Here is a 24,584-nt window from a genome sequence, read left to right on the forward strand (position 1 = left end):
TCCTTCGAATTCAGGGGGTTTGACGGGCAGACCTGTCCCGCCCCCGCGCGGCAGGTCCAGATACAGACGCGGAGCGGTCTGCCCTAGCCCGGGAATTCGAGGATGTCTTCGGCGCGCCGACGCGTCGGAGCGCCATCGGCCGTACGCACGCCACCGGGCAGCAGCCGGAAGCGCGTGGGGTCCGCCGGAGCGGTGGAGTGCTGGTCCCCGCCACGGGGGGCGTGGCCGTCACCGGCGGTGTGCGAGGTGGGGGCTGCGGGGCCCTGCGGGAACTGCCCCGGAAGGCCGCCGTCATGGCGCTGGTCCCGCTGCTCGGGCACCGCGGAACCGGCCCGCACCTCAGCGGAATTTCCCAGGTCAGCGGCGTCCGGGGACACCAGCTCCACGGCAGGTCCGGTCGCCCGGCCATCCGCCGTACGCCCCGTACCCGAACCGTCCGGCCGGGTGCCCTGCGGGCCGCAACCGTGCTCGGGCGCACCGCCGTTGCCGGGCCGGCCGGCGTTCTCACCGGCCGGGAGCCCTCCGGGCAGCGCGGCACCGGCCGCGCCACGAACCTCCCGCACGACGCCGGTCACCGGGTCGGCGATCGGGTCGGTGACGGGCGCGGTCCGCTCGGCGGCGGGCCGCACGGCTTCGGTGACCGTGGCGGAGGCGGCGTCCTTGCGCTCGGCCATCTCCGCACGGGCGTCCGCACCCTGCCGGTCGACATCCGCACGCTGCCGGTCGACCCGTTCCGCGCCCTGGTCCGCGCCCTCGGCCACGGCCCTACCGGCTGCGGCTTCGTCGTCCACCGCCCCGTCCCGGGTGGCGGCCCGGACCGGGGTGGGCGCCCCGGCCGGAGGCGCTGCCTCGGCCCGAGCGGGTGCGGTGAGGTGGGAGCGGGCCGAGGACGGCGCATCGGCGGTGGTCCGGCCCGGGGCGGCTGCCCCGGACCGGGCCTGTGCCGAGTCGCGGTCGTCGGCGTGGGCGCCGGAGCCGAAGGCGAAGCCGAGAGCGACAAAGCCCACCAGGAAGAGACCCGCCAGCAGCGCACGCCGCGCGGCCACTGTGCGCGGCAAGCGCACAGCGGCAGGCGTCACGGGCACAGCGGACAAGGAGGGGCCTTCCCATACGGACGGGGACACGCGGGCACACGGCCTCGGTGTCACTCGCGTCGCAGGCGATCGAGCGATGCGCTGATCCTTGCACGACCCGCCAGGTGCCTGGCAAGTCCCCCCGGCCCTGCTGTCACCGTTGCTCCCCCATGTCCGGTATGGGCAGCGGCCGTTTCTCGATCGCGGCCGCCATCACCTCCGGAAAGAGATCCGGCGTACACGCGAACGCCGGTGCCCCCAGGGCCGCGAGGGCCGCGGCGTGGTCGCGGTCGTAGGCGGGTGCTCCCTCGTCGGACAGCGCCAGCAGCGTCACGAACTGCACCCCGGACGCCTTCATCGCCGCGACCCGCTTGAGCATCTCGTCCCGGATGCCGCCTTCGTAGAGGTCGCTGATGAGCACGACGACGGTCTCCGCGGGGCGGCTGATGCGCGACTGGCAGTACGCGAGCGCGCGGTTGATGTCCGTACCGCCGCCGAGCTGGGTACCGAAGAGGACATCGACCGGATCGTCGAGCTGGTCCGTCAGATCGACCACCGCGGTGTCGAAGACGACCAGCCGGGTGTCGATGGCGCGCATGGACGCCAGCACCGCGCCGAACACCGAGGCATGGACGACCGAGGCCGCCATCGAACCGGACTGGTCGATGCAGAGCACCACCTCCTTCTTCACGGACTGCGCGGCCCGCCCGTAGCCGATCAGCCGCTCCGGCACCACCGTGCGGTACTCGGGGAGGTAGTTCTTGAGGTTCGCCCGGATCGTGCGGTCCCAGTCGATGTCGCGATGGCGCGGCCTGCTGATCCGTGCGGAACGGTCCAGGGCTCCGGTGAGGGTGGCGCGGGTGCGGGACGCCAGCTTCTTCTCCAGCTGCTCGACGACCTTGCGCACGACCGCCCGCGCGGTCTCCTTGGTCGTCTCCGGCATGACCTTGTTGAGCGAGAGCAGGGTGCCCACCAGATGGACGTCCGCCTCGACGGCCTCCAGCATCTCCGGTTCGAGCAGCAGCGCGGACAGACCCAGCCGGTCGATCGCGTCGCGCTGCATCACCTGCACCACGGAGGTCGGGAAGTACGTACGGATGTCGCCGAGCCAGCGCGCCACCCCGGGCGCCGACGCGCCCAGCCCCGCCGCACGCTGTCCACCGTCCGCCCTCCCCCCGGCAACCGGGCCTCCCTTGTCCTGGCCGTACAGCGCGGAGAGCGCCCCGTCCATCGCGGCGTCCTGGCCCCGCAAGGCACAGCCCGTGCCCTCCGCCTCGCCTCCGCCGAGCACCAGCCGCCAGCGCCGCAGCCGCTCCGCCTGCGCCTCGGCACCGGTGACACCCCCGTACTCCCTCACCTTCGTGCGATCCGCCCCACTGCTGCCACTCATCTACCCGCCCCCGCAAGGCTGTTGGTGTTGGTGCTGTCGGTGTTGGTGCTGTTTGCGCTGGTGTTAGTGCTGTCAGTGCTGTTGGTGTTGGTGCTGTCGGTGTTGGTGCTGTTTGCGCTGGTGTTGGTGCTGCCTTCGCTGTGATGTCGGGTGCCGCTGCCGTTGCCGCTGCCGTTGCCGTTGCCCTTGCTCTTGGCGTTGCTGTTGGCGTTGCTCTTGGCGTTGCTGTTGCTGTTGCTGTTGCTGTTGCTATTGCCGTTGCTTGTGGTGGTGTCGCTGTGGCTGCTGCTGTCCTGGGCGCGGCCCGATCGGGCGCCGGTATCAGCGTCGAGATCGGCATGGGCATCGGTGTCGGTCTCGGCGTCGGCGTCGGCGTCGGCGGCACTGTCGATAGCGGCGCCTGCCCACGCGTCCGTGCCTGCGTCTGTGCCCGCGCCCGTTCCCGTGCCCGCTTCGCGGTCTCCCTCCCGGCGGCTACAGCCCAACAGCAGGCTCAGCGTGGGAAGTACGGCCGCGGCGCGGTCGCGGTCCAGGCCGGGGCCGAAGCCGGGTGCCGCCTCGTCCGTGCCGTCGTCCGCCGGGTGGCGGGATGCCGTCGAGGCGGCGGGCCCGCGCCGCGCCAGTTCACCGAGGGTGCGGCGCACCCCGGCCTCGTACTCGGCGAAGGTCCGGCGCAGCAGCGGCAGCACATCCGTGAACGCCGCGGCCGGTACGCGGGTCAGCCAGCCGTCGACCAGCGCCAGCAGGCGTGCGTCGTGGACCAGCAGCATTCCCCCGCCGTCCCCGCCGCCGGCGAACCCCTCGATCCATCCGGCGGCGTCGGCCGGTGGGGTGCCGGGCGAGAGCGCGAGCCCCATCAGATGCTCGGCTCCCTCCTCGCCCAACTCGCCGTCGTCCAGCAGCAGTCGGGATGCCCGCCCCCGTATCAGCCCCGGCACGGTGTCCCGCCCGGCCACCGACCGCAGCACGCCGGCCCACCGGGACCGCAGCCCCGCCGCCGGCGCCGCCTCCGGCACGCCGGTCACCGGCCGGCCGGTCGCCACCCGGCCGGCCACCGGCCGGGCCGTCACCGGCTGGCCGAGGAGCCCGACCGCGCCATGGGTGGCGTCGAGATGGCCGCGCATCTCGGCGGCGCCGTCCGCGTCCAGTCCGACGCAGGCCGGCGGCAGCCCGACGAAGACCCGCTCGGCCAGGCCGAACGCCACCTCGCGGAGCGCCGCGCCGTCCGTGCCGCGCACATCGCCGTAGCGCACCGAGCGGACGAGGGCGGGCAGCGCCTGGGCCAGATGCCCCACGTCCGCGTCCAGCGCGGCGCGGTCCGACAGCACCCGCATCACCACCGGCAGGGCGTCGGGGAGTTCGGCGAGCAGGCACCGCTCGGCGAGCGACGTGACCTCGGCGAGGGACGCCGCACCCGCCGCGTCGGACACGGCCTTGGCGGTGGCCGCCGAGAGCACGGTCGTGCCCCAGATACCGGCCTCGGCGACCCGCACCGACAGCTCGGGTTCCCAGCGCAGCCGCCAGGTCTCACGGAAGGTGCCGGTGCTGCCGCGCGACCTGGTCGGCTCGCCCCAGGGGATGCCCAGCAGGCGCAGCCGGTGGAGCAGTCTGCTGCGTCCGGCGTCCGTCTCCTTGCGCAGATCGAGCTCCGCCTCCCGCTCCAGCGCCTCCGGTTTGAGCCGCAGCGTCCGCTGGATACGGGCCAGATCGCGCTGCAGCGGCACGGCGGGGGCGTCCTCCGGGACCTCGCCCAGCACGTCCCCGACGACCAGCCGGTCGTGGATCAGCGACGAGGGCGCAGCGGAACCGTCCCCCATGACGGCGCGGATCGCGTCGTCCGCCTCGACGAGCCCGGCGTGCGGCCGGCCGCGGACCGCGGCCAGCCCCTCGGCGAGCCGCACCGCCTCGATGACGTGCGCGGAGGAGACGGCGTAGTCCTCCGCGCGGAGCACTCCGGCGACCTTGGTCATCCAGCGCTCGACAGGGCGGTCGGGGGCGCTGAAGAGGTGGCCGTACCAGCCGGGCGAGGCGATGCCGGCGCCGTATCCGCTGCGGCGGGCGAGCCTCCGGTGGGTCCACGGGACCCAGGTGACCGCGGCCTTCACCTTGGGCAGGCCCTTGAGGAGCTGCCGGTCGGCGGTCACGGCGCCGCGGCGGGCCAGTGCCGGAACGTGCCAGGCCCCGCACACCACCGCGACATGGTCCCCGAACTCGCGTTGTGCGGCCCGCATACGCAGGCGCATATGGGCTTCGCGCACCGGATCGCGGCGGTGTCCGCCGTCGCCGTACGCCTCGCGCAGCGCGCCCATGGCCTCGGCGAGCGCCGCGAAGGGCGCCAGCGCGTCCGCCTCCGCCCGGCCGTCCGCGCCGCGGTGTTCGACGACGTCCTCCCACCAGCGCTCGGCGTCGTCGTATCCGGCGGTCGCGGCAAGCACCCCGATGGGATCGACCCGGATGTCCGCGTCCTCCTTGCCGACGCCCGCTCCCCTCTCTCCGCCTACGACACATTCGCCGCCCGCGGCGTCCCCGTCGCGTTTGGCGTCCCCGCCGCCCCTTGCGTCCCCGTCGCCGCCGTCTTCTCCCGCCGCTTCTTCCTCCGCTTCCTCCGCTTCCTCCGTCATCGCCAGCGAGTGCGCCGCCGGCAGATCGATGAAGCGGACCGGGACGCGGTGTTCCTGCGCCCAGCGCAGTGCCACCCACTCCGGGGAGAACTCGGCGAACGGCCAGAACGCCGCGCGGCCCGGATCGTCCAGCACATGGGCGAGCAGGGCGACGGGCGGCCGCATGGTCTCCTGCGCGGCCAGCGGCACCAGCGCGTCCGCCTCCGGTGGGCCCTCGATCAGGACGGCGCCGGGCCGGGACTGGTCCAGCGCGGCCCGCACCGCCCGCGCCGAACCGGGGCCGTGGTGCCGCACCCCGAGGAGCACCGGCCCGTCGGCGCCGCCCGCGCCTCCTCCGGGCAAGCCTCCCCCGGTCATGCGCTCACCTCGCGGCAGGCGCGGTAGAAGTCCTTCCAGCCGTCGCGCTCGCGCACGACCGCCTCCAGGTACTCCTGCCAGACGACGCGGTCGGCGGCGGGGTCGCGGACGACCGCGCCCAGGATGCCGGCGGCCACGTCCCCGGAGCGCAGCATGCCGTCCCCGAAGTGGGTGGCCAGCGCCAGGCCGCTGGTGACGACCGAGATGGCCTCGGCCGTCGACAGGGTGCCGGACGGCGACTTGAGCTTCGTACGGCCGTCGGCGGTGATGCCGTCGCGGAGTTCGCGGAAGACCGTGACGACCCGGCGGATCTCGTCCATGCCTTCCGGGCCGGTGGGCAGGTCCAGCGAGCGGCCGATCTGCTCGACCCGGCGCGAGACGATGTCCACCTCTTCCTCGGGTGTGGCGGGCAGCGGCAGGACGACGGTGTTGAAGCGGCGGCGCAGCGCGCTGGAGAGCTCGTTGACCCCGCGGTCGCGGTCGTTGGCCGTGGCGATCAGGTTGAAGCCGCGGACGGCCTGCACTTCCTGCCCCAACTCCGGTATGGGCAGGGTCTTTTCCGACAGAACGGTGATGAGGGTGTCCTGCACATCGGCGGGGATGCGGGTCAGCTCCTCGACCCGCGCCGTCATACCCTGCGCCATCGCGCGCATCACGGGGCTGGGCACCAAGGCGGCACGGCTGGGGCCGTTCGCGAGCAGCTGGGCGTAATTCCAGCCGTACCGGATCGCCTCCTCCGGGGTGCCTGCGGTGCCCTGCACCAACAGGGTGGAGTCGCCGCTGACCGCGGCCGCGAGGTGCTCCGACACCCAGGTCTTCGCGGTCCCGGGCACACCGAGCAGCAGCAGCGCGCGGTCCGTCGCGAGGGTCGTCACGGCGACCTCGACGATCCGCCGCGGGCCGACGTATTTGGGTGTGATGACCGTGCCGTCGGCGAGTGTGCCGCCGAGCAGATAGGTGGCGACCGCCCACGGCGAGAGCCGCCAGCGCTCCGGCCGCGGCCGGTCGTCGGCCGCGGCGAGCGCCGTGAGTTCGTCCGCGAAGGTGTCCTCCGCGTGCGGCCGCAGCGCCTGGCCCGCGTCCGCCTCGCGCAGCGCTTCCGCCGTCGATTCGATGCTGTTCCCCGACATGGTTCCCCCTCGTCGCAAGGTCTGCGGCCGGCACCCCTCGATCCCGCCGGCCGCTTGCAGATCCAAGGCTGCACCACGCCACTGACAATCACCCGAAATCCGCCTCTGACCTGCTTGTTCGTCCTGCGCGACGGCGATTGTCAGTGGTCGGTCGTAGCGTCGATGACATGAATCCGCAGGGGGAACGCTGGACGACGGATCAGGTGCTCGCACTGGCACCTGACGATTCATCACGGAAGGCGGGCGGCAAGCTCGCGGCGCCCGGCCCGTGGTCCGGGACGGGCACGGACGACGGCGCGGTGTGGGGGCAGTGCAAGGGCAGCGGCAAGAAGCCCTATCAAGCCGTCGTGGACGTCAAAGGGCCCGCGTTCCGGTGCAGTTGCCCGAGCCGGAAGTTCCCGTGCAAGCACGCGCTGGGGCTGCTGCTGCTCTGGGCGGGCGGGGACGGATCGGTCGAGGCGGGGGTGCCGCCGGAGTGGGCGGGCGAGTGGCTGGCCGGGCGCCGGGAGCGCGCCGGGCAGCGCGCGGACACGGCGCCGGGCGGCAGCCCCGCAGCGCGCGCACCGGCCGACCCGGAGGCCGCCAGGCGGCGGGCGGACCGACGCGCGCAGCGGATCGCCGCCGGCGCCGCGGATCTGGAGCAGCGCCTGGAGGATCTGCTGCGTTCCGGCCTCGCGACGGCCGGCCGGGCAGCCCAGGGCACCTCCCGCCCGGGCGGGGCCGGGAGCGGGGGTGGCTCCTGGGAGGAGACGGCGGCCCGCATGGTCGACGCGCAGGCTCCGGGACTCGCCGGCAGGGTAAGGGAGTTGGGGGCCGTGGTGTCCTCCGGCGCGGACTGGCCCGCCCGGCTGCTGGAGGAGTGCGCGCTGCTGCACCTCCTCGACCAGGGCTTCCTCGGGGTCGAGCAGCTGCCGGCCCCGCTCGCGGCGACGGTCCGCTCGCGCGTCGGACTGACCACGGACGCCGCCGACCTGCTGACCGGCCCCGAGGCGGCCACGTTCCGGGACCGCTGGCTCAGCCTGGCTCAACACGACAGCGAAGACGGCAGGTTGACCACCCGCAGGATCTACCTCAAGGGCGAGCGGAGCGGCCGGATGGCGCTGCACCTCTCCTTCGGGGCCGCCGGCCGCCCGCTGGATTCGGCCCTGCCGCCCGGTCTGGTGCTGGACGCCGACCTCGCCTATTACCCGGGCGCCCGCCCGCTGCGCGCCGCCCTGGGCGCGCGGCATGCCCCGGCGGCGCCCGGCCCGGTGCCCCCGGGCTGCGGAATCGACGCGGCGCTGGCGGCGTACGGCGACGCGCTGCGTGACGACCCCTGGCTGGATTTCTGGCCGGTGGTGCTCGCCGACGTCACCCCGATACCCGCGGCCGACGGAGCCCGATGGCAACTCGCCGACGCCGACGGCGAGTCGGCGCTCCCCCTCGACCCGCGCGCCCTGGGGCGGCCGGGCCTGTGGCAGCTGGCCGCCATCTCGGGCGGCGCCCCGGTCACGGTCTTCGGGGAATGCGGCCACCGCGGATTCCTGCCCCTGACGGTCTGGGACCCGGCCCCGGTGTCCCTGTGACCCGCCTCCCCCACCCGGGCCCCGGCCACCGCACGCCCGGCTCGACCCGCGCACCCTCCGACGCCTGGAGAAGAGACGCCATGCCGATCCCCGCCCCCACCGAACCCGCCACCGGGTCCCCGTCCACGACCGCCCCCGGGTCCGCCACCACCCGGCCCGCGCCCGCGCCCGACGATGTCCTCAACGCCCGCACCGCCCGCACCGCCGCGCCCGGCGCCGCCTGGGCCGACCTGGTGAGCGCCGCGCTGCTCGGGACGGACCGGCGTCGTCCGCCGGTCGCGGTACGCCCCGGCCAGGCCGGCGCGGCCGCACTGCTGGACGCGGCCGCCGTGAGCACGGTGCGCCGCCGCGCCGCCCTGCGTCCCGCACCGGCAGGCGAGCGTCCCGCACCGGCCCCCGCGGACCCGCGCCCTCCGCTGCCGCCCGCCGCGCGCCGCCGGCTGTCCCTGCTGCTCGCCGATCGCGGCGGCGCCGCGGGGAGCCGCCGTGGCACCGCCCCCGACCTCACCGAGCTGCTGCCCCAGTGGCTCACCGCCGCCGGCGAGCGCGGCTATCGCGCCCCCGAGGCACTGCTGCCCGCCCTGCTCGACGCCGCCCGTGCCCGTACGGACCTGCGACCGGCCGCGCTGGCCTTTGCCGGGCCGCGCGCCCTGTGGCTGGCGCGGCTGAACGACGAGTGGAAGTTCGCCCTGCGCGGTATCGGCTCCCCGACGGCGTCGCCCGCGGCCGCCACCCCCGAGAGCGTCCGGCGCCTCTGGGAGGAGGGCCTGTTCGCGGAGCGGGTCGCCCTGCTGACAGCGGTCCGCCGCCGCGACCGCCGGGCCGGCCTCGAACTCCTCGCCACCACCTGGCCCACCGAGCGCGCCGAGGACCGTCTGATGTTCGTCGACTCGCTGCGCGAGGGCCTGTCGTCGGCGGACGAACCATTCCTGGAACAGGCCCTGTCCGACCGCAGCCGCACGGTCCGGGCGACCGCCGCCGAGCTGCTCTCCGCACTCCCCGATTCCGCGCTGGCCGGTCGCATGGCGCAGCGCGCCCGTACGTGCGTGAGCCTGGACCGCACCGTCCCGGCGGACACGAGCGGGAAGGGCCAAGCCGCCGCCACCGGCCCGTTGATCGTCGTCGAGGCGCCGCATGAGTGCGACGCCGCGATGCAGCGGGACGGTGTGGCGCCGCGGCCGCCGTCCGGCAGAGGGGAACGGTCCTGGTGGCTGGCCCAGTTGGTGGAAGCGGCGCCGCTGGAGACCTGGCCGGAGCGGTTCGGGGGCCGCGGGCCCGCGGCGATCATCGCGCTGCCGGTCGCCGACGAATGGCGTACGGAGCTGCACGACGCCTGGTGCCGCGCCGCCGTCCGCCAGCGGAACGCCGACTGGGCGCGTGCCCTGCTCGGCACGCCGACCGCGCCCGCGCAGCCCTCAGAGGTGTCGCCCGGCGGCTCGTCACGCGATCCGGCGAAGCTGCTGGCGGCCCTGCCCGAGGAGGAACGGGCCGCGTGGGTGGCGGAGTTCATCGCCGCCCACGGTCTCTCGGACGCCTTCCGGATGCTGGGGATCTGCGCGGTCCCCTGGGCCGAGCCTCTGGGCAGGGCCGTCGTCGACGCGCTGGACATCGCCAGGGACGCGGGCAGCTACCCCTGGAGCTTCAGCGGCGTGATGGGCCTGGCCGAACGCTGCCTGGACCCGGCGGCGGCGGACCGTCTCGACATGCTCACCGCGATCACGGACGAGCCGGAGGGCGCCTCGCCGGGCGCCGGCGGCTACTGGTCCGAGGCGTTCCAGCGCCTCGTCGGCACCCTGCGGCTGCGCGCGACCATGCACGCCGAACTCACCCCGCCCGCACGGGAAACCCCATGACCGCGGGCGGAGCAGCGGACGACGACGGGAGGGCCAGGGCAGCGGCACCACTCACCGCGGTACGACCGCGGGCAGGGAAGCTCCCCTGCCCGGCAGCCGGCGCGGCCGGATCAGACGGCCGACTGCCGCACGTGTGCGTTGACCCATTCCACGATGGAGGTGGTCGTCGCGCCGGGCGTGAAGATCTCCGCGACGCCCTGTTCCTTGAGCGGCGCGATGTCCGCCTCGGGGATGATGCCGCCGCCGAAGACCTTGATGTCCGCCGCGTCGCGCTCCTCCAGAAGGGCGATCACCTTCGCGAAGAGGGTGTTGTGGGCGCCCGAGAGGATGGACAGCCCGATCGCGTCGGCGTCCTCCTGGATCGCGGTGTCGACGATCTGCTCCGGGGTCTGGTGCAGGCCGGTGTAGATGACCTCCATACCGGCGTCACGCAGGGCGCGGGCGATGACCTTGGCCCCCCGGTCATGCCCGTCCAGGCCCGGCTTGGCCACTACGACGCGGATCGGCCCCGACCTGCCCACCGTGCCCTGGCTTCCCGCTTGCGCTGCGTCATGCCGAGCCACACCCATCACTGCCTCCAAGCCATGCACGGCACTCACCCGGGCGGTGCCGCCGAGCCGACAATCGATCGCGCGGCCACGATCGGCGGCCACGAGTGAACGAACGTTATCGCCAGCATCGCGTACCCAGCCGTTTCGTGACATGCAGGGAGGGGGAAATCACACATGGGACACATTCGCGAAGCGCCGCGTCCCGCGTGTCGGACCGCCGGAGCCGGGCGGTGAGGCCTCGCGGGCAGGGCGCACGGGAAGCCGCAGCCGGACCACCGCGCCGCACGGCGCGCATCAGGGCGAGCGACCAGCACGCCGTCGCTGCAGATGACTTCCCACTAGGGCATACGGGGGCCGGAGCCGCCTTCCGCGTGCCATCCGGGAGGTCGGCCATGAAGGCCATGCCCTTTCTGCTGCTCCGCAGCACCGTGATCGAGCTGGTGACCCTCGCCGGCCATCTGCTCCTCTATCCGACCGGAATGACCCAGGAGCCCGAGCAGGGCACCCGCGCGGCCCCCGCGCCGACCCCGACCGCAGCCGCACCCCCCGCCCCGGACGCGCCGCTGCTCCTCCCGACGGAGGGCCGCTCCCATCCGCCGGTCCTCCTCCTTCACGGCTTCGTCGACAACCGCTCCGTCTTCGTCCTGCTGCGCCGCTCGCTGCTCCGGCACGGCTGGCGCCATGTCACAGCGCTCAACTACTCCCCGCTGACCTGCGACCTCCGCAAGGCCGCCGAGCTGTTGAGCCGGCATGTGGAAGAGGTGTGCGCCCGCACGGGCCACCGCCGGGTGGACATCGTGGGCCACAGCCTCGGCGGGCTCATCGCGCGCTATTACGTACAGCGTCTCGGCGGCGACGCCCGCGTCCGCACCGTGATCACGCTCGGCACGCCCCACTCCGGCACCCGCGTCGCGCCTCTGATGTCTGCGCACCCGATCGTTCGCCAGATGCGTCCGGATTCCGATGTGATCGCCGAGTTGTCCCTTCCGGCCCCGCGGTGCCGGACGCAGTTCGTGGCGTTCTGGAGCGAGGAGGACCAGGTGATGGTTCCGGCCACGACGGCGCGCCTCACCCACCCGGATCTGATCGCGCGCAACGTGCATGTCGCCGGTGTCGGACATCTCGCGCTACCGGTCAACGGCACCGTCGCGTCGGGCATCCGCGAGGCGCTCGCCTCGGCCGGGGCGGCGAAAGGGGCCGAGAGTGCCATTTCGGTGGCCTGATCTCCTCGCCCGCCACGCGACAATCGCCCCGTGACGGCAAAGTGATCTTGGCCGGACATCGAACAAACCTCGAACGGGGCGCCAAGAACTCGCATGCCCGCTGCCGAAAGGCGGCCAAATGCCCGGTCTTGGCGAGCCGGAAACCTGTGGAAGATTGTCGCCGTCGCATACCGCCGGGTACAGTCGCCGCTAATTCTCCTGCTGCCGAGGCGAAAGAGAAGTTGGTGAACGACCGTCACCCATCGGAGGCCCAGCCTCCGACAGGACCCGCTTCCGACGCCTCGTATGCCCACTATCCGGTCTACGACCCCTACGGGCAGCAGCATTCCCCGTCCGGCTGCGCCGAATTCGGCGATGGCGACCCGCTCTTCGGCTCGCTCCCGGGCTCGTACGAAACCGGCATGTACGACACCGGCAGCTACGCCGCTCAGGACACCCAGGCGTACGGCACGGGCACCTACGCCACGGGGACGTACGACACCGGCAGCGGCGGATACGACACCGGCGCCTACCCGGCCGGCGGCTACGCCTCGGGCGGGTATGACACCGGCACCATCACCGGCGGCGCCTTCGCCCCCGGCCAGTACGACACCGGTAGCTACGACCTCTCCGGCACCGGCGCGTACGACACCGGCGCCTACGCCGCCACCGGCGCGCAGCAGACCGACCCGGGCTACGACCCGTACGCACACACCGCGTACGAGGCGCCCGCCTACGACACCACCGGGTACGACACGACCGCCGCCCATGGGTCCGCCGCCTACGGGCAGCCCGGGTACGACACCGGGGCCTACGCGACCGTCGGCCACGACGGCGGCTACCCGGGCGGCGCGTACGACACCGGCAGCTTCCCCACCGGGGCGTACGACACCGGGAGTTACCCCACCGCGTACGGCACCCCGGCGTACGACACCGCCGAGTACGGGTCGACCGCGGTGGAGGAGACCGGCAGCTTCGAGGCCACGGCGGTCTGGGCCACCACCGACCAGGGGCTGATGGCCAACATCCCCGCGCAGGCCGGGCCGCCCGCCGACGACAGCAGCCAGTGGGAAACCACCACTTGGGGCCAGGGTGTGCAGGCCGCGTACGAGCCCGGCATCACCCGTGACGGCGCGGATTCCGAGGACGACGCCACCGCCGCCTCCCCCTCACACGAGCCCGCCCCCTCCGACGACGCCGCGTCCGTCGCCGACGCGATGACGCAGGCCATGCCGGTCGCGGCCATGGGCGAGGCGCGCATCGAGGGCCCGGCCGCCGGGAAGGCCGTCCGCGGGCGCGGGCGCCGCCGCACGGTCAAGCGGTCGGCGCTGCTGACCGTCGCCGTTCCCTCGGTCGCCGCCATGGGCGTGTGCGCCGTCGCCGCCGCCTCGGTCTCCGGGTTGGGCGCCGAGGACAAGGACGAGAAGAGCACGCAGGCGGCGTCGTCGCCCGATGACGTCAAACCGTCCGTGGCCAACAGCAAGCTCGACACCCAGCTCACCGGACTCAGCCGGGGCGCCGACGACTTCGCCGACCGGGCCAACCGCACCCAGGAGCGGATCGACCTCAAGGAGCGGCAGGCGCTGGAGAAGAAGCGCAAGGCGGAGGAGGCGGCCCGCAAGGAGGCCGCCCGCCCCAAGTTCGTGCTGCCGGTCAAGCAGCACGGACTCAGTGCGCTCTTCGGCCAGGCCGGCGTCAACTGGATGTCCGTGCACACCGGAATCGACTTCCCGGTGAGCTACGGCACGCCCGTCATGGCCGCCACCGACGGGACCGTCCGCACGCAGTTGGACTCCGCCTACGGCAACATGGCGATCGTGACAGCGCCCGACGGCACCGAGACGTGGTACTGCCACCTGAGCAGCACCAAGATCCGGTCGGGATCGGTCAAGGCCGGTGACCAGATCGCCTATTCGGGCAACTCCGGAAACTCCACCGGCCCGCACATGCACTTCGAGGTGCGCCCCGGCGGCAACGAGCCGATCAACCCGCTGCCGTGGCTGACCAGTCACGGTCTCGACCCGAACTGACCCAGGACGCCACAGGCACCGGCAACCGCCCCCGTGGCGGCGTCAGGGCCGGGGCGGATCCGCCCCGGCCGGGCCGCGCTTCCTAGAGCTTCTGCACCGGCGCGTACCGCAGCAGCAGCCGCTTCGGCTTCTCGCCGCCGAAGTCGATCGTCGCCTCGGCGTTGTCGCCCGATCCCTTGACCCCGACGACCGTGCCGAGTCCGAAGCTGTCGTGGGTGACGCGGTCCCCGATGGCCAGCGCGACCACCGGATGCTCCTTGCCCCGCCGGGTCGCGAACCCGCTGGGGCCCTTCGCCCGCCCCGACGACATGCCGGCCGTGATGCCCGAACCGAAGCCGCCGCCCCCGCCGCCCGAGAGGCCGCCCATCGAGGCGGACGGCGTCGCGGGGCCCGTGCGCTTCCACTCGACGTAGTCGGCCGGAATCTCTTCCAGGAAGCGGGAGGGCGGGTTGTACGAGGGCTGGCCCCAGGCGCTGCGCATCGTCGAGCGGGTGAGGTAGAGGCGTTCGCGGGCGCGGGTGATGCCGACGTACGCGAGGCGGCGCTCCTCCTCCAGCTCCTTGGTCTGTCCCAGCGAGCGCATGTGCGGGAAGACGCCGTCCTCCAGGCCCGTCAGGAAGACGACGGGGAATTCGAGGCCCTTGGCGGTGTGCAGCGTCATCAGGGTGACGACGCCGCTGCCGTCCTCCTCCTCGTCCGGGATCTGGTCGGAGTCGGCGACGAGGGCGACCTGTTCGAGGAAGTCGGAGAGGGTGCCGGGACTCTCCTCGCCGCGGTCCTGCTCGAACTCCAGGGCCACGGCGGCGAGTTCCTGGAGGTTCTCGATGCGGGTCTCGTCCTGCGGGTCGGTGGAGGCCTGCAGCTCGGCGAGATAGCCGGTGCGCTCCAGGACCGCCTCCAGGACGGTCGCGGGGCCCGCGCCGGATTCGACGATGGTGCGGAGCTCCTCCATCAGGACGTTGAACCGCTTGACGGCGTTGGCGGAGCGCGCGGCCATGCCGTACGCCTCGTCGACCCGGCGCAGCGCCTGCGGGAAGGTGATCTTCTCGCGCAGGGACAGGGCGTCGATCATCGCCTCGGCGCGGTCGCCGATGCCGCGCTTGGGGACGTTCAGAATCCGGCGCAGCGGGACGGTGTCCTCCGGGTTGGAGAGGACCCGCAGGTAGGCGAGGACGTCGCGGACCTCCTTGCGCTCGTAGAAGCGCACGCCGCCGACGACCTTGTAGGGCAGCCCGACCCGGATCAGGATCTCTTCGAAGACGCGGGACTGGGCGTTGGTGCGGTAGAAGACGGCGACGTCGCCGGCCCTGGCGTCGCCGGCGTCGGTCAGCCGGTCGATCTCGTCGGCGACGAACTGGGCCTCGTCGTGCTCGGTGTCGGCGACATAGCCGGTGATCTTGGGGCCGGCGCCGGCGTCCGTCCAGAGGTTCTTGGGGCGGCGGTTCTCGTTGCGCTCGATGACGGCGTTGGCGGCGGAGAGGATCGTCTGCGAGGAGCGGTAGTTCTGCTCCAGGAGGATCGTCGTCGCGTCCGGGTAGTCCTCCTCGAACTGGAGGATGTTGCGGATCGTGGCGCCGCGGAAGGCGTAGATCGACTGGTCGGCGTCGCCGACGACGCACAGCTCGGCGGCGGACTCATGGGGGCCGACCAGCTCGCGTACGAGGGTGTACTGCGCGTGGTTGGTGTCCTGGTATTCGTCGACGAGGACGTGCCGGAAGCGGCGGCGGTAGTGCTCGGCGACATCCGGGAAGGCCTGGAGGAGATGGACCGTCGTCATGATGATGTCGTCGAAGTCCAGGGCATTGGCCTCGCGCAGCCGCGACTGGTACATCGCGTACGCCTGGGCCAGGGTCTTCTCGAAGCCGTCGGCCGCGGTGCCGGCGAAGTCCTCCTCGTCGATGAGCTCGTTCTTGAGGTTGGAGATCTTCGCGCTGAAGGACTTGGGCGGGAAGCGCTTGGGATCGAGGTCCAGGTCCCGGCAGACGAGCGCCATCAGCCGCTTGGAGTCGGCGGCGTCGTAGATCGAGAACGACGAGGTGAAGCCGAGCTTCTTCGACTCGCGGCGCAGGATGCGGACACAGGCGCTGTGGAAGGTCGAGACCCACATGGCGTTGGCGCGCGGTCCGACCAGCTCCTCGACGCGCTCCTTCATCTCGCCCGCGGCCTTGTTCGTGAAGGTGATCGCGAGGATCTGGCCGGGGTGGACATGGCGCGAGCCGAGCAGATGCGCGATGCGGTGGGTCAGCACCCGGGTCTTTCCGGAACCGGCGCCGGCGACGATGAGCAGCGGGCCGCCGGTGTGCACCACGGCGGCCTTCTGTTCGTCGTTGAGCCCGTCGAGGAGCGCCGCGGGATCGACGGCCGGGCGGGGGGCGCCGTCGCGGTAGTACGGCTCCCTGGGCGCGGGCGCGTCGAAAGCGCCGCCGAAGAGGTCGGCCGGCACCTCCTCCGCGGGCGGGCCGTGCTCGTCCTCGGGAGGGGGCGGGGGCTCCTCACCCTTGGGGCCGAGGTCCGCCAGGAAGCTGTCGTCAAAGAGGCTGCTCATCGCCCACCGAGTCTAGAGCGCCCCACTGACAGCCCGCGCCGGAGTCGCCGATACCGGTCGCGGACGTGGAGAGGCGCCGTCTGCCGGAGCGGACAAGGGGGGTTCACCGTCCGGAACCGGCCGCACCGCTCTCCGTCACGTAACCGAATCCGACATCTGGCGCAAGTGCCCCCGCATCGCGTTCAGGTCACGAAAAGGTTTCGGGCAAATCGAACATCAGCCTTCACAGGAGCCACACGAGTTGGCTACCGTGCACGCTCAGGCAGCCCGCATCCCCGCGGACGAAAGCGTCAGCACGGGCCGCCACGCCGAGTCCGTTCCTGCCACGAAGGCAGCCGGAGCCGGGGACCCACCAGCACCACCGGGGTGAATCGATCCGTACAGCCGTCGCCAGCGGCGGTACGGACCGTAGGGCAAGCCTTCCGTCAGCGACACCCGCCCGAACCCGACAGCTAACCCGGTAGGCGGTCCACGGAAGGAGTCGCCGGCCTTGGCGTCGCATCGCAAGCCGCGCACCCGCGTACTCACCTCGCCCGGAAGCCGTCGTACGGCCGCCGGGCTCACCACTGCTGCCCTCGCCTCGGTCACGCTGCTCTCGCAGTCCGCCGATGCGGCCCCCAGGGCGCCCAAGCCCGGCATCGAAGAGGTCAAGAAGAAGGTCGACGACCTGTACCACCAGGCCGAGGTGGCAACGGAGAAGTACAACGCCACCAAGGAGAACGCCGACGAGCAGCGCGACAAAGTCAACGGCCTTCTCGACGCCGCGGCGAAGCGTGCCGACAAGATGAACGAGTCCCGGCGCCAGCTGGGGACCTACGCCGCCGCGCAGTACCGCACCGGCGGCATGAACCCGACCGCGCAGCTGATGCTCGCCAAGGACCCGCAGCAGTTCTTCGACCGCAGCCACCTGATGGAGCGGCTGACCGGCCGGCAGAAGCAAGCCGTCAGCGACTATCAGGAGCAGCAGTCGGCGGCGGCGCACCAGCGCGCCGAGGCGACCCGCAGCCTGGAGCGGCTGCAGGATTCGCAAGTGTCGCTGAAGGAGTCCAAGGCGTCGGTCCAGGGCAAGCTCGCCGAGGCCCGGCAGCTGCTGTCCCGGCTGACCGCCCAGGAGAAGGCGCGCCTCGCGCAGTTGGAGCGCGAGAAGGAGGCGGAGGCCAAGCGCAAGGCCCAGGAGCAGGCCGAGAAGGAGCGCAAGCAGCGCGAGGCGGACCAGAAGCGGCAGGGCGGCGGACCGGGCGACGGTTCCTCGGACGGCTCGGCCGGCGGGTCCGGCGGCGGTTCGACCGGCGACGGCCAGACCTCCTCCAAGGCCGCGAAGGCGCTCGCCTTCGCCCGTGCCCAGATGGGCAAGCCGTACGTCTGGGGCGCGACCGGCCCCAACTCCTTCGACTGCTCGGGTCTGACGCAGGCGGCGTGGAAGGCGGCCGGGGTCGATCTGCCGCGGACGACCTGGGATCAGGTGAAGACCGGCGAGCGGGTGGCCACCAAGAATCTGCAGCCGGGTGACCTGGTCTTCTTCTACGACGACATCAGTCACGTCGGGATGTACATAGGCGGCGGCAAGATGATCCACGCTCCGAAACCGGGCGCCAGCGTCCGCGAGGAGTCGATCTACTACATGCCGATATACGGGAGCGTCCGCCCGGCCTGAGGGCCCGCCCGCTCCACGGGGGCCGCGCTCCCGCGGCCTCCCCCTGAGTCCACCCCCCACACGGCCACCCCCCACGGCCACCCCCCACAGGCCACCGCGCGGTCATCGCCTCCGGAGTCCGGAGTGCGCCGACCGCGCGGTGTGCCGTTTTTGGGGTCCTCAGGTCCAGAGGACCGCGATGAAGATGTTGGCGACCGTGAGCAGGCCGACGGCGCCGAAGAGCGCCTTGTCGACCTTCTCCTCGTCCCGCTTGACGTAGACCAGCGCCAGGATGACCACCAGGACGGCCAGCTTGATGCCGATCTTGAGGTTGTTGACCGGATGGTCGTCGGCCTGGTTGAGGCCGACGAGAACGATGCCGGTGACCAGCATCGTCAGCGCGCCGTGCAGCATGGCCGGCACGAAGCGGGCGCCGCCGGCGCTCATGGCCTTCATCTGGGTCAGGAAGCCGCCCAGCAGGGAGGCGATGCCGATGATGTGCAGACCGACGAAGATATTGGTTACTACGTCCATAGTGCTGGATCGTATCCGCCGCATAGCACGGGCCTTCAGGCAGGGCGCCCGCAATCGCCGCATCGGTCAGGACATGCCGGTCCCGGGCCTCGCCGGCGGTGACCGGGCGAGCATTCACGTAACGGAAGCGGCCGAAAGCGACCAGTGCCGGGCAAGTGAAGGCTCCTTGGTGACACCCAGGTTTAGCGTCCTCCTCCAGGCGGCCGACTCCCCGCCGTTGCCGGCATCCGTCCGGTGACGGATCGGACGCCGTGCCGGGCCCGGCGGTGGCCCGCCCCCTTGCCAGGGGCCGCCGCCGGGCCCCTCGGGACCACGGACCAGCCGGGCCATGCACGGCCCGCAGGGAAGGAAGTGACGGCCCCAGTGGCGTCGCACCGCAGGACCACGCAGCATCCGCTCGCCCCGTTCGCGCTGCCCGGCGTCGGCGCCCGGACCGCACGCACGGCCCGTACGGCCGCCACCCTGGCCCTCGCCGGGGCCGCCACGGCCGGCGCTTTCGACGGCACCGGCCAGGCCGCTCCCCGCCCCGCACCCGACCAGGTCAAGCACCAAGTCGCAGCGCTGTACCAGGAGGCAGAGGTGGCGACGCAGAAGTACAACGGCGCGAAGGAGCAGGCCGATACCGCGCGTGCGGAGCTGAGCGCGCTGCAGGACGAGGCCGCCCGCCGCACCCGGAAACTGAACGCCGCACGGGCCGAGCTGGGCACCATGGCCGCGACCGAGTACCGCTCGGGCGGCGTCGACCCGACCGTACGGCTGCTGCTCTCCGCCGACCCGCAGCGCTATCTGGACGGCGCCACCGTGCTGGAGCGGGTGGGCAGCCATCAGGCGACCGCCGTGGCCGGGTACGCGCGCCGGCTCGGCAGCGTCCGCCAGATCCGCGAACGCGCCGAGGCGACCACGGAGCGGCTGGTGCGCACCGAGTCCGCGCTCAAGAAGCACCGGGTCACCGTGGTGCGGAAGCTGGACTCCGCCGAGCGGCTGCTGGACCACCTGACCGACGAGCAGCGAGCGCGGATGGCGCGGGCCGCCGGCCAGGACGGCCACGCCGACCGCGGAACGGGCCGCGACGGCCCCCAGGGCGACCTCGTCAGCTCCCTTACAGGGGCGCCGGCAGCGGCCCCCGGCTCCCGCGCCGCCCGCGCTGTCTCGTTCGCCCGCGGCGCGATCGGCAAGCCCTACATCTGGGGTGCCACGGGACCCTCCGGGTTCGACTGCTCGGGGCTGACCCAGGCCGCCTGGAAGTCCGGCGGCATCTCGCTGCCCCGCACCACCTACACCCAGATCAACTCGGGACAGCGCGTCGCCAGGTCCGAACTCGCCCCCGGTGACCTGGTGTTCTTCTACTCCGGCATCAGCCACGTGGGCCTCTACATCGGCGGCGGCAAGATGATCCACGCCCCGCACCCGGGAGCGCCCGTACGGATCGCGCCGATCGACGAGATGCCGTTCGCGGGAGCCAGCAGGCCGGCGTGACCACCGGAGCGCGGCCTAAAGCGCGGCACGGCCGGGCGGGCGCCTTTAGGCTCGGCCGGGTGACCAACTCCTGCGCCGACGGGGCGCGTTCCGACTCCGGGGCCCGCTCCGGGGCCGTCTCCGGCTTGGGCTTCGGCTCCGGCTTCGACTTCGCGGCCGGGGCCGGCACGGGTTCGGGATCCGGCACCGGTTCCCGGTCCGGCGCGCTCCCCGCCGTCGTCCACGCCTGGGTGGACGGCTGGGCCCGCGCCCGCGGCACGGACGCGCCCCGGCAGGTCCCCGGCGGGTTCCGGATCGAGGTCGGGCGGCCGCACCACCTCGCGCGCTACGTCCTGCCGACCGCCGACCCGGCCGTCCTGCGACGGCTGGTCGACGGCATCACCACCCCCGGCCTCGGGCTCAAGGTCTGCGCACCACGCGAAGCGGTCGCGCCCGCGCTGACCCCGGCCTGGGAGATCAGCGACCCGCAGTACCTGATGACGTCCCCTTTGGCGGTGCCGCCGACGCGCCCCCTCGCACCACCGCCCGGCTACCGGCTGGACGTCTCCCACCAGGACGACGGCACCCTCGACGCCCGCGTCCTGGCCTGCGAGGAGACGGGGTCGGCCGACTCCGGGGCGACCCCCGTGCCCGCCGCGAGCGGCCGGGTCGCGCTCGTCTCCCCGACGGGGCACCGCGGCGCGTACCGCCCCTCCGCCGTCTTCGACATGATCGGGACCGACGCCGCGCACCGGCGCCGCGGACTGGGCCGGGTCGTGATGGCCGCACTCGCGGCACATGCGGTCGAACTCGGCGCCGTGGAGGGTGTGTTGGTAGCCAGTCCGGACGGCCGTGAACTCTACCGCGCCCTGGGCTGGCGGCTGCGCGCGCCGGTCACGGCAGCGGTCATCCCGGCGCGCTCATGACCTGAGCTGGTGGCCCAACCAGCGGAAGACCTCCGGCACCTGCTGCTTCCACACCGCCGTGGTGTGGCCGCCGGCGCCGGCCGCGATCTTCCGTACGGTGACCGTCGTCGGATTCTGCGCCAACTGCCGCAGCCCGATGCCCGCCTGGTATCCGTCACCCTCCGCACCCGACACATACAGCGCCGTACGCGGCGGCTTCCCGGCGGCATTGGCGGACCGCAGAATGTTCATCGGGTTGGAACGGACACGCTGCTCGGGGTCCTTGCCGGCGAGGGAGTCGCGCTCGATCGCCGGGTCGTTGTAGCCGGACATGGCAACCGCTGCCCGGTAGCGGTCCGGATGCGCCAGGGCGAGCTTCGCTGCGCAGTGGGCGCCCGCCGAGTAGCCCGCGAGGGCCCACGCGTCCGGCGCGTCACCGGCCCGGAAGTTGTCGATGACCATCCGGCGTACGTCGACCGTCAGCCAGCTGTCGGCGTTGACCTTGCCCGGGAGGTTGACGCACCCGGTGTCGGCGCCACTGAGGACGTTGGTCCGCGGCGCCACCAGGATGAACGGTGCGATCTCACCGCGCTGCATCCGCGGCCTGAGCTGCTCCCCCACGCCCAGCGCACCCAGCCAGGACTTCGACGAACCCGGATATCCGGGCAGCAGCTCGACGACGGGGAACTTCTTGTTCCGGTACGCGGGATCGTTGTACTGCGGTGGCAGCCACACATAGACCTCGCCGCTGACGCCCGAGATCTTCCCCCTGAGGTCGGTCTGCTGCACTCCGGTGCCCACCACCGGGTCGTCCGCCGGCCGGAAGGCCTGGAGCTGCTTGGGCTCGTTGCTGATCTGCCGGCCGCCCATGCCGTCGGGGCCCAGATCCTGGGCGGCCTCGACATGGCTTCCGGTGCCGAGCAGGTCGTCCCAGGTGTCGTAGAGGCTGTTTGCGTTGTTGACCAGCACGAACACCACCATGATGGCCGTCACCTGGGCGAACAGCAGCATCATCAGCCGGGCCAGGCCGCGCAGCAGGCGCGGCCCGGATATCCGGGTCCAGAGCGCGAGCGGCAGCAGTAAGGCGACGGCCAGCAGCGCGATCGAGGTGAGGAAGAAGGGCGTGCCCGTCAGGCTCATCGGGGGTCTCGCTTCCAGGACAGTACGCGGACGACGTGGGGTGTGGTTTCGGCACCGCCGTCGGCAGCGAGCCTTTCCGCGCCGTTAGATGACGATCCGCGTCGTCGTGGTTGCCCCTCTTTGGGCCCTCTTTGATACCGGTTTACGCGGGCCCTCCGCCTTCACCACCTGGTCCGCCCGTCACCCGCCCCACGGACGTCCGCCCTGCCGCGGCCAGGGACGTCCGCCCCGCCTTGCCCGCACGCGTCCGTCCCGGCTCATCCCGCTGACGACCGCCCTCGGGCGGTCCGTGCGGTTCTCGGGACGGTCCCTACGGGAGCGCCCCCTCAAGGAGCTCCTCAAGGACCCCCTCATGGGCCCCGGGGATCCCCTAAGGGTCAGACCAGTCGCCGGGCCGTGGCCCACCGTGTCAGCTCATGGCGGTTGGAGAGCTGGAGCTTGCGCAGCACCGCCGAGACATGCGATTCGACGGTCTTCACGGAGATGAACAGCTGCTTGGCGATCTCCTTGTACGCATAGCCGCGCGCGATCAGCCGCAGCACCTCGCGCTCGCGCTGGGTGAGCCGGTCCATGTCCTCGTCGACCGGCGGGGCGTCCGTGGACGCGAAGGCGTCGAGGACGAAGCCGGCCAGCCGCGGCGAGAAGACCGCGTCGCCGTCGGCGACCCGGAAAATGGCGTTGACCAGGTCGGTGCCGGTGATGGTCTTGGTGACATAGCCACGGGCCCCGCCGCGGATCACGCCGATGACGTCCTCGGCGGCGTCGGAGACGGAGAGCGCGAGGAAGCGGACCGGGCGGTCGGCGTCGGCCATCATGGCGGCGCTGCGGCGCAGCACCTCCACCCCGCCGCCGCCGGGGAGATGGACGTCCAGCAGGACGACCTCGGGCCGGGTGGCGGCGATGACCGTGACCGCCTGATCGACGTCGGCGGCCTCGCCGACCACCTCGACGCCGGTGCGCCCGGTCTCGCCGATCTCGGCCTGGACGCCCGTACGGAACATCCGGTGGTCGTCGACCAGCACGACCCTGACGGTCCGCCCCTCGGCCGCACCGCCACCGGCCCCGGCCGCCCCGCCGACCGCTCCGCCCGGCTGTGCGCCGTCGTGCCGTGCTCCGCCCTGCTGGGTGCTGTCGTCCGCTGCGTCGAAGTCCTGCGCGCCGTCGCTGCTCATCTCGTCCGTCCGTCCCTCGGTGTCTGCCCTGTCATCATCGCGCGCCCCGCGCCGCCGTGCCGCCGGCGGACCGCGCCACCGCCCGCCCCGCTCATTCGGCGCGCTCCATTTCCAGCTCGACCACGGTGCCGCCCTCGGGGGCGGTGCGCAGCCGGGCCGTGCCGCCGTTGCGTTCCATCCGGCCGATGATGGACTCCCGTACGCCCATCCGGTCCCCGGGGACCGCGTCCAGGTCGAAGCCGGGGCCCCGGTCGCGCACCGAGACGAAGACGGAACGGCCCTCCACCTCGGCGAACACCTGCACCGCCCCGCCCTCACCGCCGTATTTGGCGGCATTGACCATCGCCTCGCGGGCCGCCTGCATCTGGGCGTCCAGCGCCTCGTCCAGCGGGCAGTCGCCCACGATCACCACCTCGATCGGCACGCCGTGGTGGTCCTCCACCTCGGCCGCTGCCCGCCGGACCGCGTCCGCCAGGGCCGTCGGTTCCTCGTCCTCGTCCTTGCCGCGGCCCTCGGGTTTGTAGAGCCAGGCGCGCAGCTCACGCTCCTGGGCACGGGCGAGGCGGGCCACTTCCCGGGGGTCGTCGGCGCTGCGCTGGATCAAGGTCAGGGTGTGCAGCACGGAGTCGTGGACATGGGCGGCGACCTCGGCGCGCTCCTGCGCACGGATGCGCATCAGCCGTTCCTCGGAGAGGTCCTGGGTGATCCGTACGAGATAGGGGCCGGCCAGCAGCGCGATGCCGACCACCACGGCGAGGGTGGCCTGCAGGACCGAGCCGAGATGCCGCACCGAGCCCTGGAGCACGACGATGCCGGTCACGCCGGCACCGACCAGCACCACTCCGGCAGCACCGCGCAACACCGGCAGCAGGCCCTTGCGACGGCCGAGCTCCAGCCATTGCGCACGGCGGGAGTTGTCGGCCTGACGCCACACCAGGGCGACACCGGCGCCGATCAACAGCACCGGCCAGAGGTAGCTGTTGGCCCGGCCGAGCTGGAATCTGGAGGCGACGACAGTGATGCCGACGAGCAGCGCGATCAGCGCGAAGACCTGGCCCTTGTCGGGTCGGCGGCCGAGCAGCCCGCGCTTGCCGTCGGTCTGCGCCGGGGGCCGGGACTCCACCCCGCCGACGCCCAGCGGCACGAAGAACCAGAACGCCGCATACAGGAGCGCGCCCATCCCCTCGGCCAGGAAGAGGGCCACGAACACGATCCGCACCCAGGAGACCGGCAGTCCGAGATGCCCCGCCAGACCGCGCGCGACACCGCCGAGCATCCGCCCGTCCGCGCTGCGGTAGAGCTTGCGCACGGGCGGTTCGTCAGGGTCCGGCGCCGGGGAGTGAAACGCCTCGGCGCGGGGCGGCGCGGTGGTCATGTCCCCGATCGTCACACGCGGTAGGGGTCCGGGGCATCAGGGTCGACCCTGAG

General features: G+C 72.9%; 17 protein-coding genes and 1 riboswitch. Of the genes, 7 read left to right on the top strand and 10 right to left on the bottom strand.

Going from position 1 to position 24,584, the window contains the following annotated elements; all coding sequences use genetic code 11:
* Positions 1-83: 83 nt before the first annotated feature.
* The 4 genes from ACIRQ7_RS04415 to ACIRQ7_RS04430 all read right to left on the bottom strand — a co-directional run bounded on the left by ACIRQ7_RS04415 (position 84) and on the right by ACIRQ7_RS04430 (position 6,571).
* Positions 84-1,058 (bottom strand): hypothetical protein, encoded by a 975-nt coding sequence (locus tag ACIRQ7_RS04415; protein WP_404259746.1) that lies wholly within the window; start codon positions 1,056-1,058, stop codon positions 84-86.
* A 169-nt stretch (positions 1,059-1,227) separates the two neighbouring features.
* Positions 1,228-2,463, bottom strand: coding sequence for a VWA domain-containing protein (locus ACIRQ7_RS04420; RefSeq protein ID WP_404259748.1), 1,236 nt, complete (start codon positions 2,461-2,463; stop codon positions 1,228-1,230).
* Complete coding sequence (locus ACIRQ7_RS04425) at positions 2,460-5,441, bottom strand: DUF5682 family protein (RefSeq protein ID WP_404259750.1); 2,982 nt, start codon at positions 5,439-5,441, stop codon at positions 2,460-2,462. The genes ACIRQ7_RS04420 and ACIRQ7_RS04425 overlap by 4 nt, the downstream gene beginning before the upstream one ends.
* Complete coding sequence (locus ACIRQ7_RS04430; RefSeq protein ID WP_404259752.1) at positions 5,438-6,571, bottom strand: AAA family ATPase; 1,134 nt, start codon at positions 6,569-6,571, stop codon at positions 5,438-5,440. Before ACIRQ7_RS04430 ends, ACIRQ7_RS04425 begins: the two co-directional genes overlap by 4 nt.
* A gap of 167 nt (positions 6,572-6,738) precedes the next feature.
* Here ACIRQ7_RS04430 and ACIRQ7_RS04435 point away from each other — a divergent pair, with 167 nt between their 5' ends.
* Both ACIRQ7_RS04435 and ACIRQ7_RS04440 read left to right on the top strand, forming a co-directional pair.
* On the top strand, positions 6,739-8,136 hold the full coding sequence (locus ACIRQ7_RS04435) for an SWIM zinc finger family protein (RefSeq protein ID WP_404259753.1): 1,398 nt from the start codon (positions 6,739-6,741) through the stop codon (positions 8,134-8,136).
* Positions 8,137-8,216: 80 nt separating this feature from the next.
* Positions 8,217-9,989 carry a DUF5691 domain-containing protein gene (locus ACIRQ7_RS04440; protein ID WP_404259754.1) on the top strand — a complete coding sequence of 591 codons (1,773 nt, stop codon included), beginning with the start codon at positions 8,217-8,219 and terminating at the stop codon, positions 9,987-9,989.
* Between the two features lie 110 nt (positions 9,990-10,099).
* Here ACIRQ7_RS04440 and ACIRQ7_RS04445 read toward each other — a convergent pair whose 3' ends face one another.
* Entirely contained in the window at positions 10,100-10,510 is a 411-nt protein-coding gene (locus ACIRQ7_RS04445; RefSeq protein ID WP_401461874.1) for a cobalamin B12-binding domain-containing protein, read from the bottom strand.
* 422 nt (positions 10,511-10,932) lie between these two features.
* On the opposite strand from ACIRQ7_RS04445, the gene ACIRQ7_RS04450 reads away from it, so the two are divergent.
* The gene (locus tag ACIRQ7_RS04450; protein WP_404259755.1) at positions 10,933-11,763 is read left to right on the top strand and encodes an esterase/lipase family protein; all 831 of its coding nucleotides are present in this window, start codon (positions 10,933-10,935) and stop codon (positions 11,761-11,763) included.
* Positions 11,764-11,987: 224 nt separating this feature from the next.
* On the top strand, positions 11,988-13,772 hold the full coding sequence (locus ACIRQ7_RS04455; protein WP_404259756.1) for a peptidoglycan DD-metalloendopeptidase family protein: 1,785 nt from the start codon (positions 11,988-11,990) through the stop codon (positions 13,770-13,772).
* Positions 13,773-13,854: 82 nt separating this feature from the next.
* Here the strand turns inward: ACIRQ7_RS04455 and pcrA are convergent, their stop codons facing one another.
* Complete coding sequence (gene pcrA, locus ACIRQ7_RS04460; protein WP_404259757.1) at positions 13,855-16,317, bottom strand: DNA helicase PcrA; 2,463 nt, start codon at positions 16,315-16,317, stop codon at positions 13,855-13,857.
* 296 nt (positions 16,318-16,613) lie between these two features.
* Positions 16,614-16,800, top strand: a riboswitch (cyclic di-AMP (ydaO/yuaA leader).
* A 7-nt stretch (positions 16,801-16,807) separates the two neighbouring features.
* Between pcrA and ACIRQ7_RS04465 the strand changes: the two genes are divergently transcribed.
* Positions 16,808-17,971 carry an NlpC/P60 family protein gene (locus ACIRQ7_RS04465; protein ID WP_404259759.1) on the top strand — a complete coding sequence of 388 codons (1,164 nt, stop codon included), beginning with the start codon at positions 16,808-16,810 and terminating at the stop codon, positions 17,969-17,971.
* Positions 17,972-18,130: 159 nt separating this feature from the next.
* Here the strand turns inward: ACIRQ7_RS04465 and ACIRQ7_RS04470 are convergent, their stop codons facing one another.
* Positions 18,131-18,484: a hypothetical protein gene (locus tag ACIRQ7_RS04470; protein WP_401461859.1), complete on the bottom strand. Its 354-nt coding sequence runs from the start codon at positions 18,482-18,484 to the stop codon at positions 18,131-18,133.
* A 351-nt stretch (positions 18,485-18,835) separates the two neighbouring features.
* Here ACIRQ7_RS04470 and ACIRQ7_RS04475 point away from each other — a divergent pair, with 351 nt between their 5' ends.
* Positions 18,836-19,960: an NlpC/P60 family protein gene (locus ACIRQ7_RS04475; RefSeq protein WP_404259761.1), complete on the top strand. Its 1,125-nt coding sequence runs from the start codon at positions 18,836-18,838 to the stop codon at positions 19,958-19,960.
* 59 nt (positions 19,961-20,019) lie between these two features.
* Entirely contained in the window at positions 20,020-20,865 is an 846-nt protein-coding gene (locus ACIRQ7_RS04480) for a GNAT family N-acetyltransferase (protein ID WP_404259763.1), read from the top strand.
* Here the strand turns inward: ACIRQ7_RS04480 and ACIRQ7_RS04485 are convergent.
* The 3 genes from ACIRQ7_RS04485 to ACIRQ7_RS04495 form a co-directional block, all read right to left on the bottom strand.
* The gene (locus tag ACIRQ7_RS04485) at positions 20,860-21,984 is read right to left on the bottom strand and encodes an alpha/beta hydrolase (RefSeq protein ID WP_404259764.1); all 1,125 of its coding nucleotides are present in this window, start codon (positions 21,982-21,984) and stop codon (positions 20,860-20,862) included. The genes ACIRQ7_RS04480 and ACIRQ7_RS04485 overlap by 6 nt on opposite strands.
* Before the next feature lie 377 nt (positions 21,985-22,361).
* Positions 22,362-23,156, bottom strand: a complete 795-nt coding sequence (locus ACIRQ7_RS04490) for a LuxR C-terminal-related transcriptional regulator (RefSeq protein WP_404259766.1) — start codon at positions 23,154-23,156, stop codon at positions 22,362-22,364.
* Between the two features lie 91 nt (positions 23,157-23,247).
* Complete coding sequence (locus ACIRQ7_RS04495) at positions 23,248-24,531, bottom strand: PspC domain-containing protein (protein WP_404259768.1); 1,284 nt, start codon at positions 24,529-24,531, stop codon at positions 23,248-23,250.
* Between the last annotated feature and the right edge of the window lie 53 nt (positions 24,532-24,584).

Source organism: Streptomyces sp. NPDC101393 (genome assembly GCF_044767385.1).
Classification (GTDB): Bacteria; Actinomycetota; Actinomycetes; order Streptomycetales; family Streptomycetaceae; genus Streptomyces.

What these genes read in the sequence shown, in the direction of transcription:
- ACIRQ7_RS04420 (WP_404259748.1), bottom strand. Translation starts at nt 2,463, where the DNA reads ATGAGTGGCAGCAGTGGGGCGGATCGCACGAAGGTGAGGGAGTACGGG.
- ACIRQ7_RS04425 (WP_404259750.1), bottom strand. Translation starts at nt 5,441, where the DNA reads ATGACCGGGGGAGGCTTGCCCGGAGGAGGCGCGGGCGGCGCCGACGGG.
- ACIRQ7_RS04430 (WP_404259752.1), bottom strand. Translation starts at nt 6,571, where the DNA reads ATGTCGGGGAACAGCATCGAATCGACGGCGGAAGCGCTGCGCGAGGCG.
- ACIRQ7_RS04435 (WP_404259753.1), top strand. Translation starts at nt 6,739, where the DNA reads ATGAATCCGCAGGGGGAACGCTGGACGACGGATCAGGTGCTCGCACTG.
- ACIRQ7_RS04440 (WP_404259754.1), top strand. Translation starts at nt 8,217, where the DNA reads ATGCCGATCCCCGCCCCCACCGAACCCGCCACCGGGTCCCCGTCCACG.
- ACIRQ7_RS04450 (WP_404259755.1), top strand. Translation starts at nt 10,933, where the DNA reads ATGAAGGCCATGCCCTTTCTGCTGCTCCGCAGCACCGTGATCGAGCTG.
- pcrA (WP_404259757.1), bottom strand. Translation starts at nt 16,317, where the DNA reads ATGAGCAGCCTCTTTGACGACAGCTTCCTGGCGGACCTCGGCCCCAAG.
- ACIRQ7_RS04470 (WP_401461859.1), bottom strand. Translation starts at nt 18,484, where the DNA reads ATGGACGTAGTAACCAATATCTTCGTCGGTCTGCACATCATCGGCATC.
- ACIRQ7_RS04485 (WP_404259764.1), bottom strand. Translation starts at nt 21,984, where the DNA reads ATGAGCCTGACGGGCACGCCCTTCTTCCTCACCTCGATCGCGCTGCTG.
- ACIRQ7_RS04490 (WP_404259766.1), bottom strand. Translation starts at nt 23,156, where the DNA reads ATGAGCAGCGACGGCGCGCAGGACTTCGACGCAGCGGACGACAGCACC.
- ACIRQ7_RS04495 (WP_404259768.1), bottom strand. Translation starts at nt 24,531, where the DNA reads ATGACCACCGCGCCGCCCCGCGCCGAGGCGTTTCACTCCCCGGCGCCG.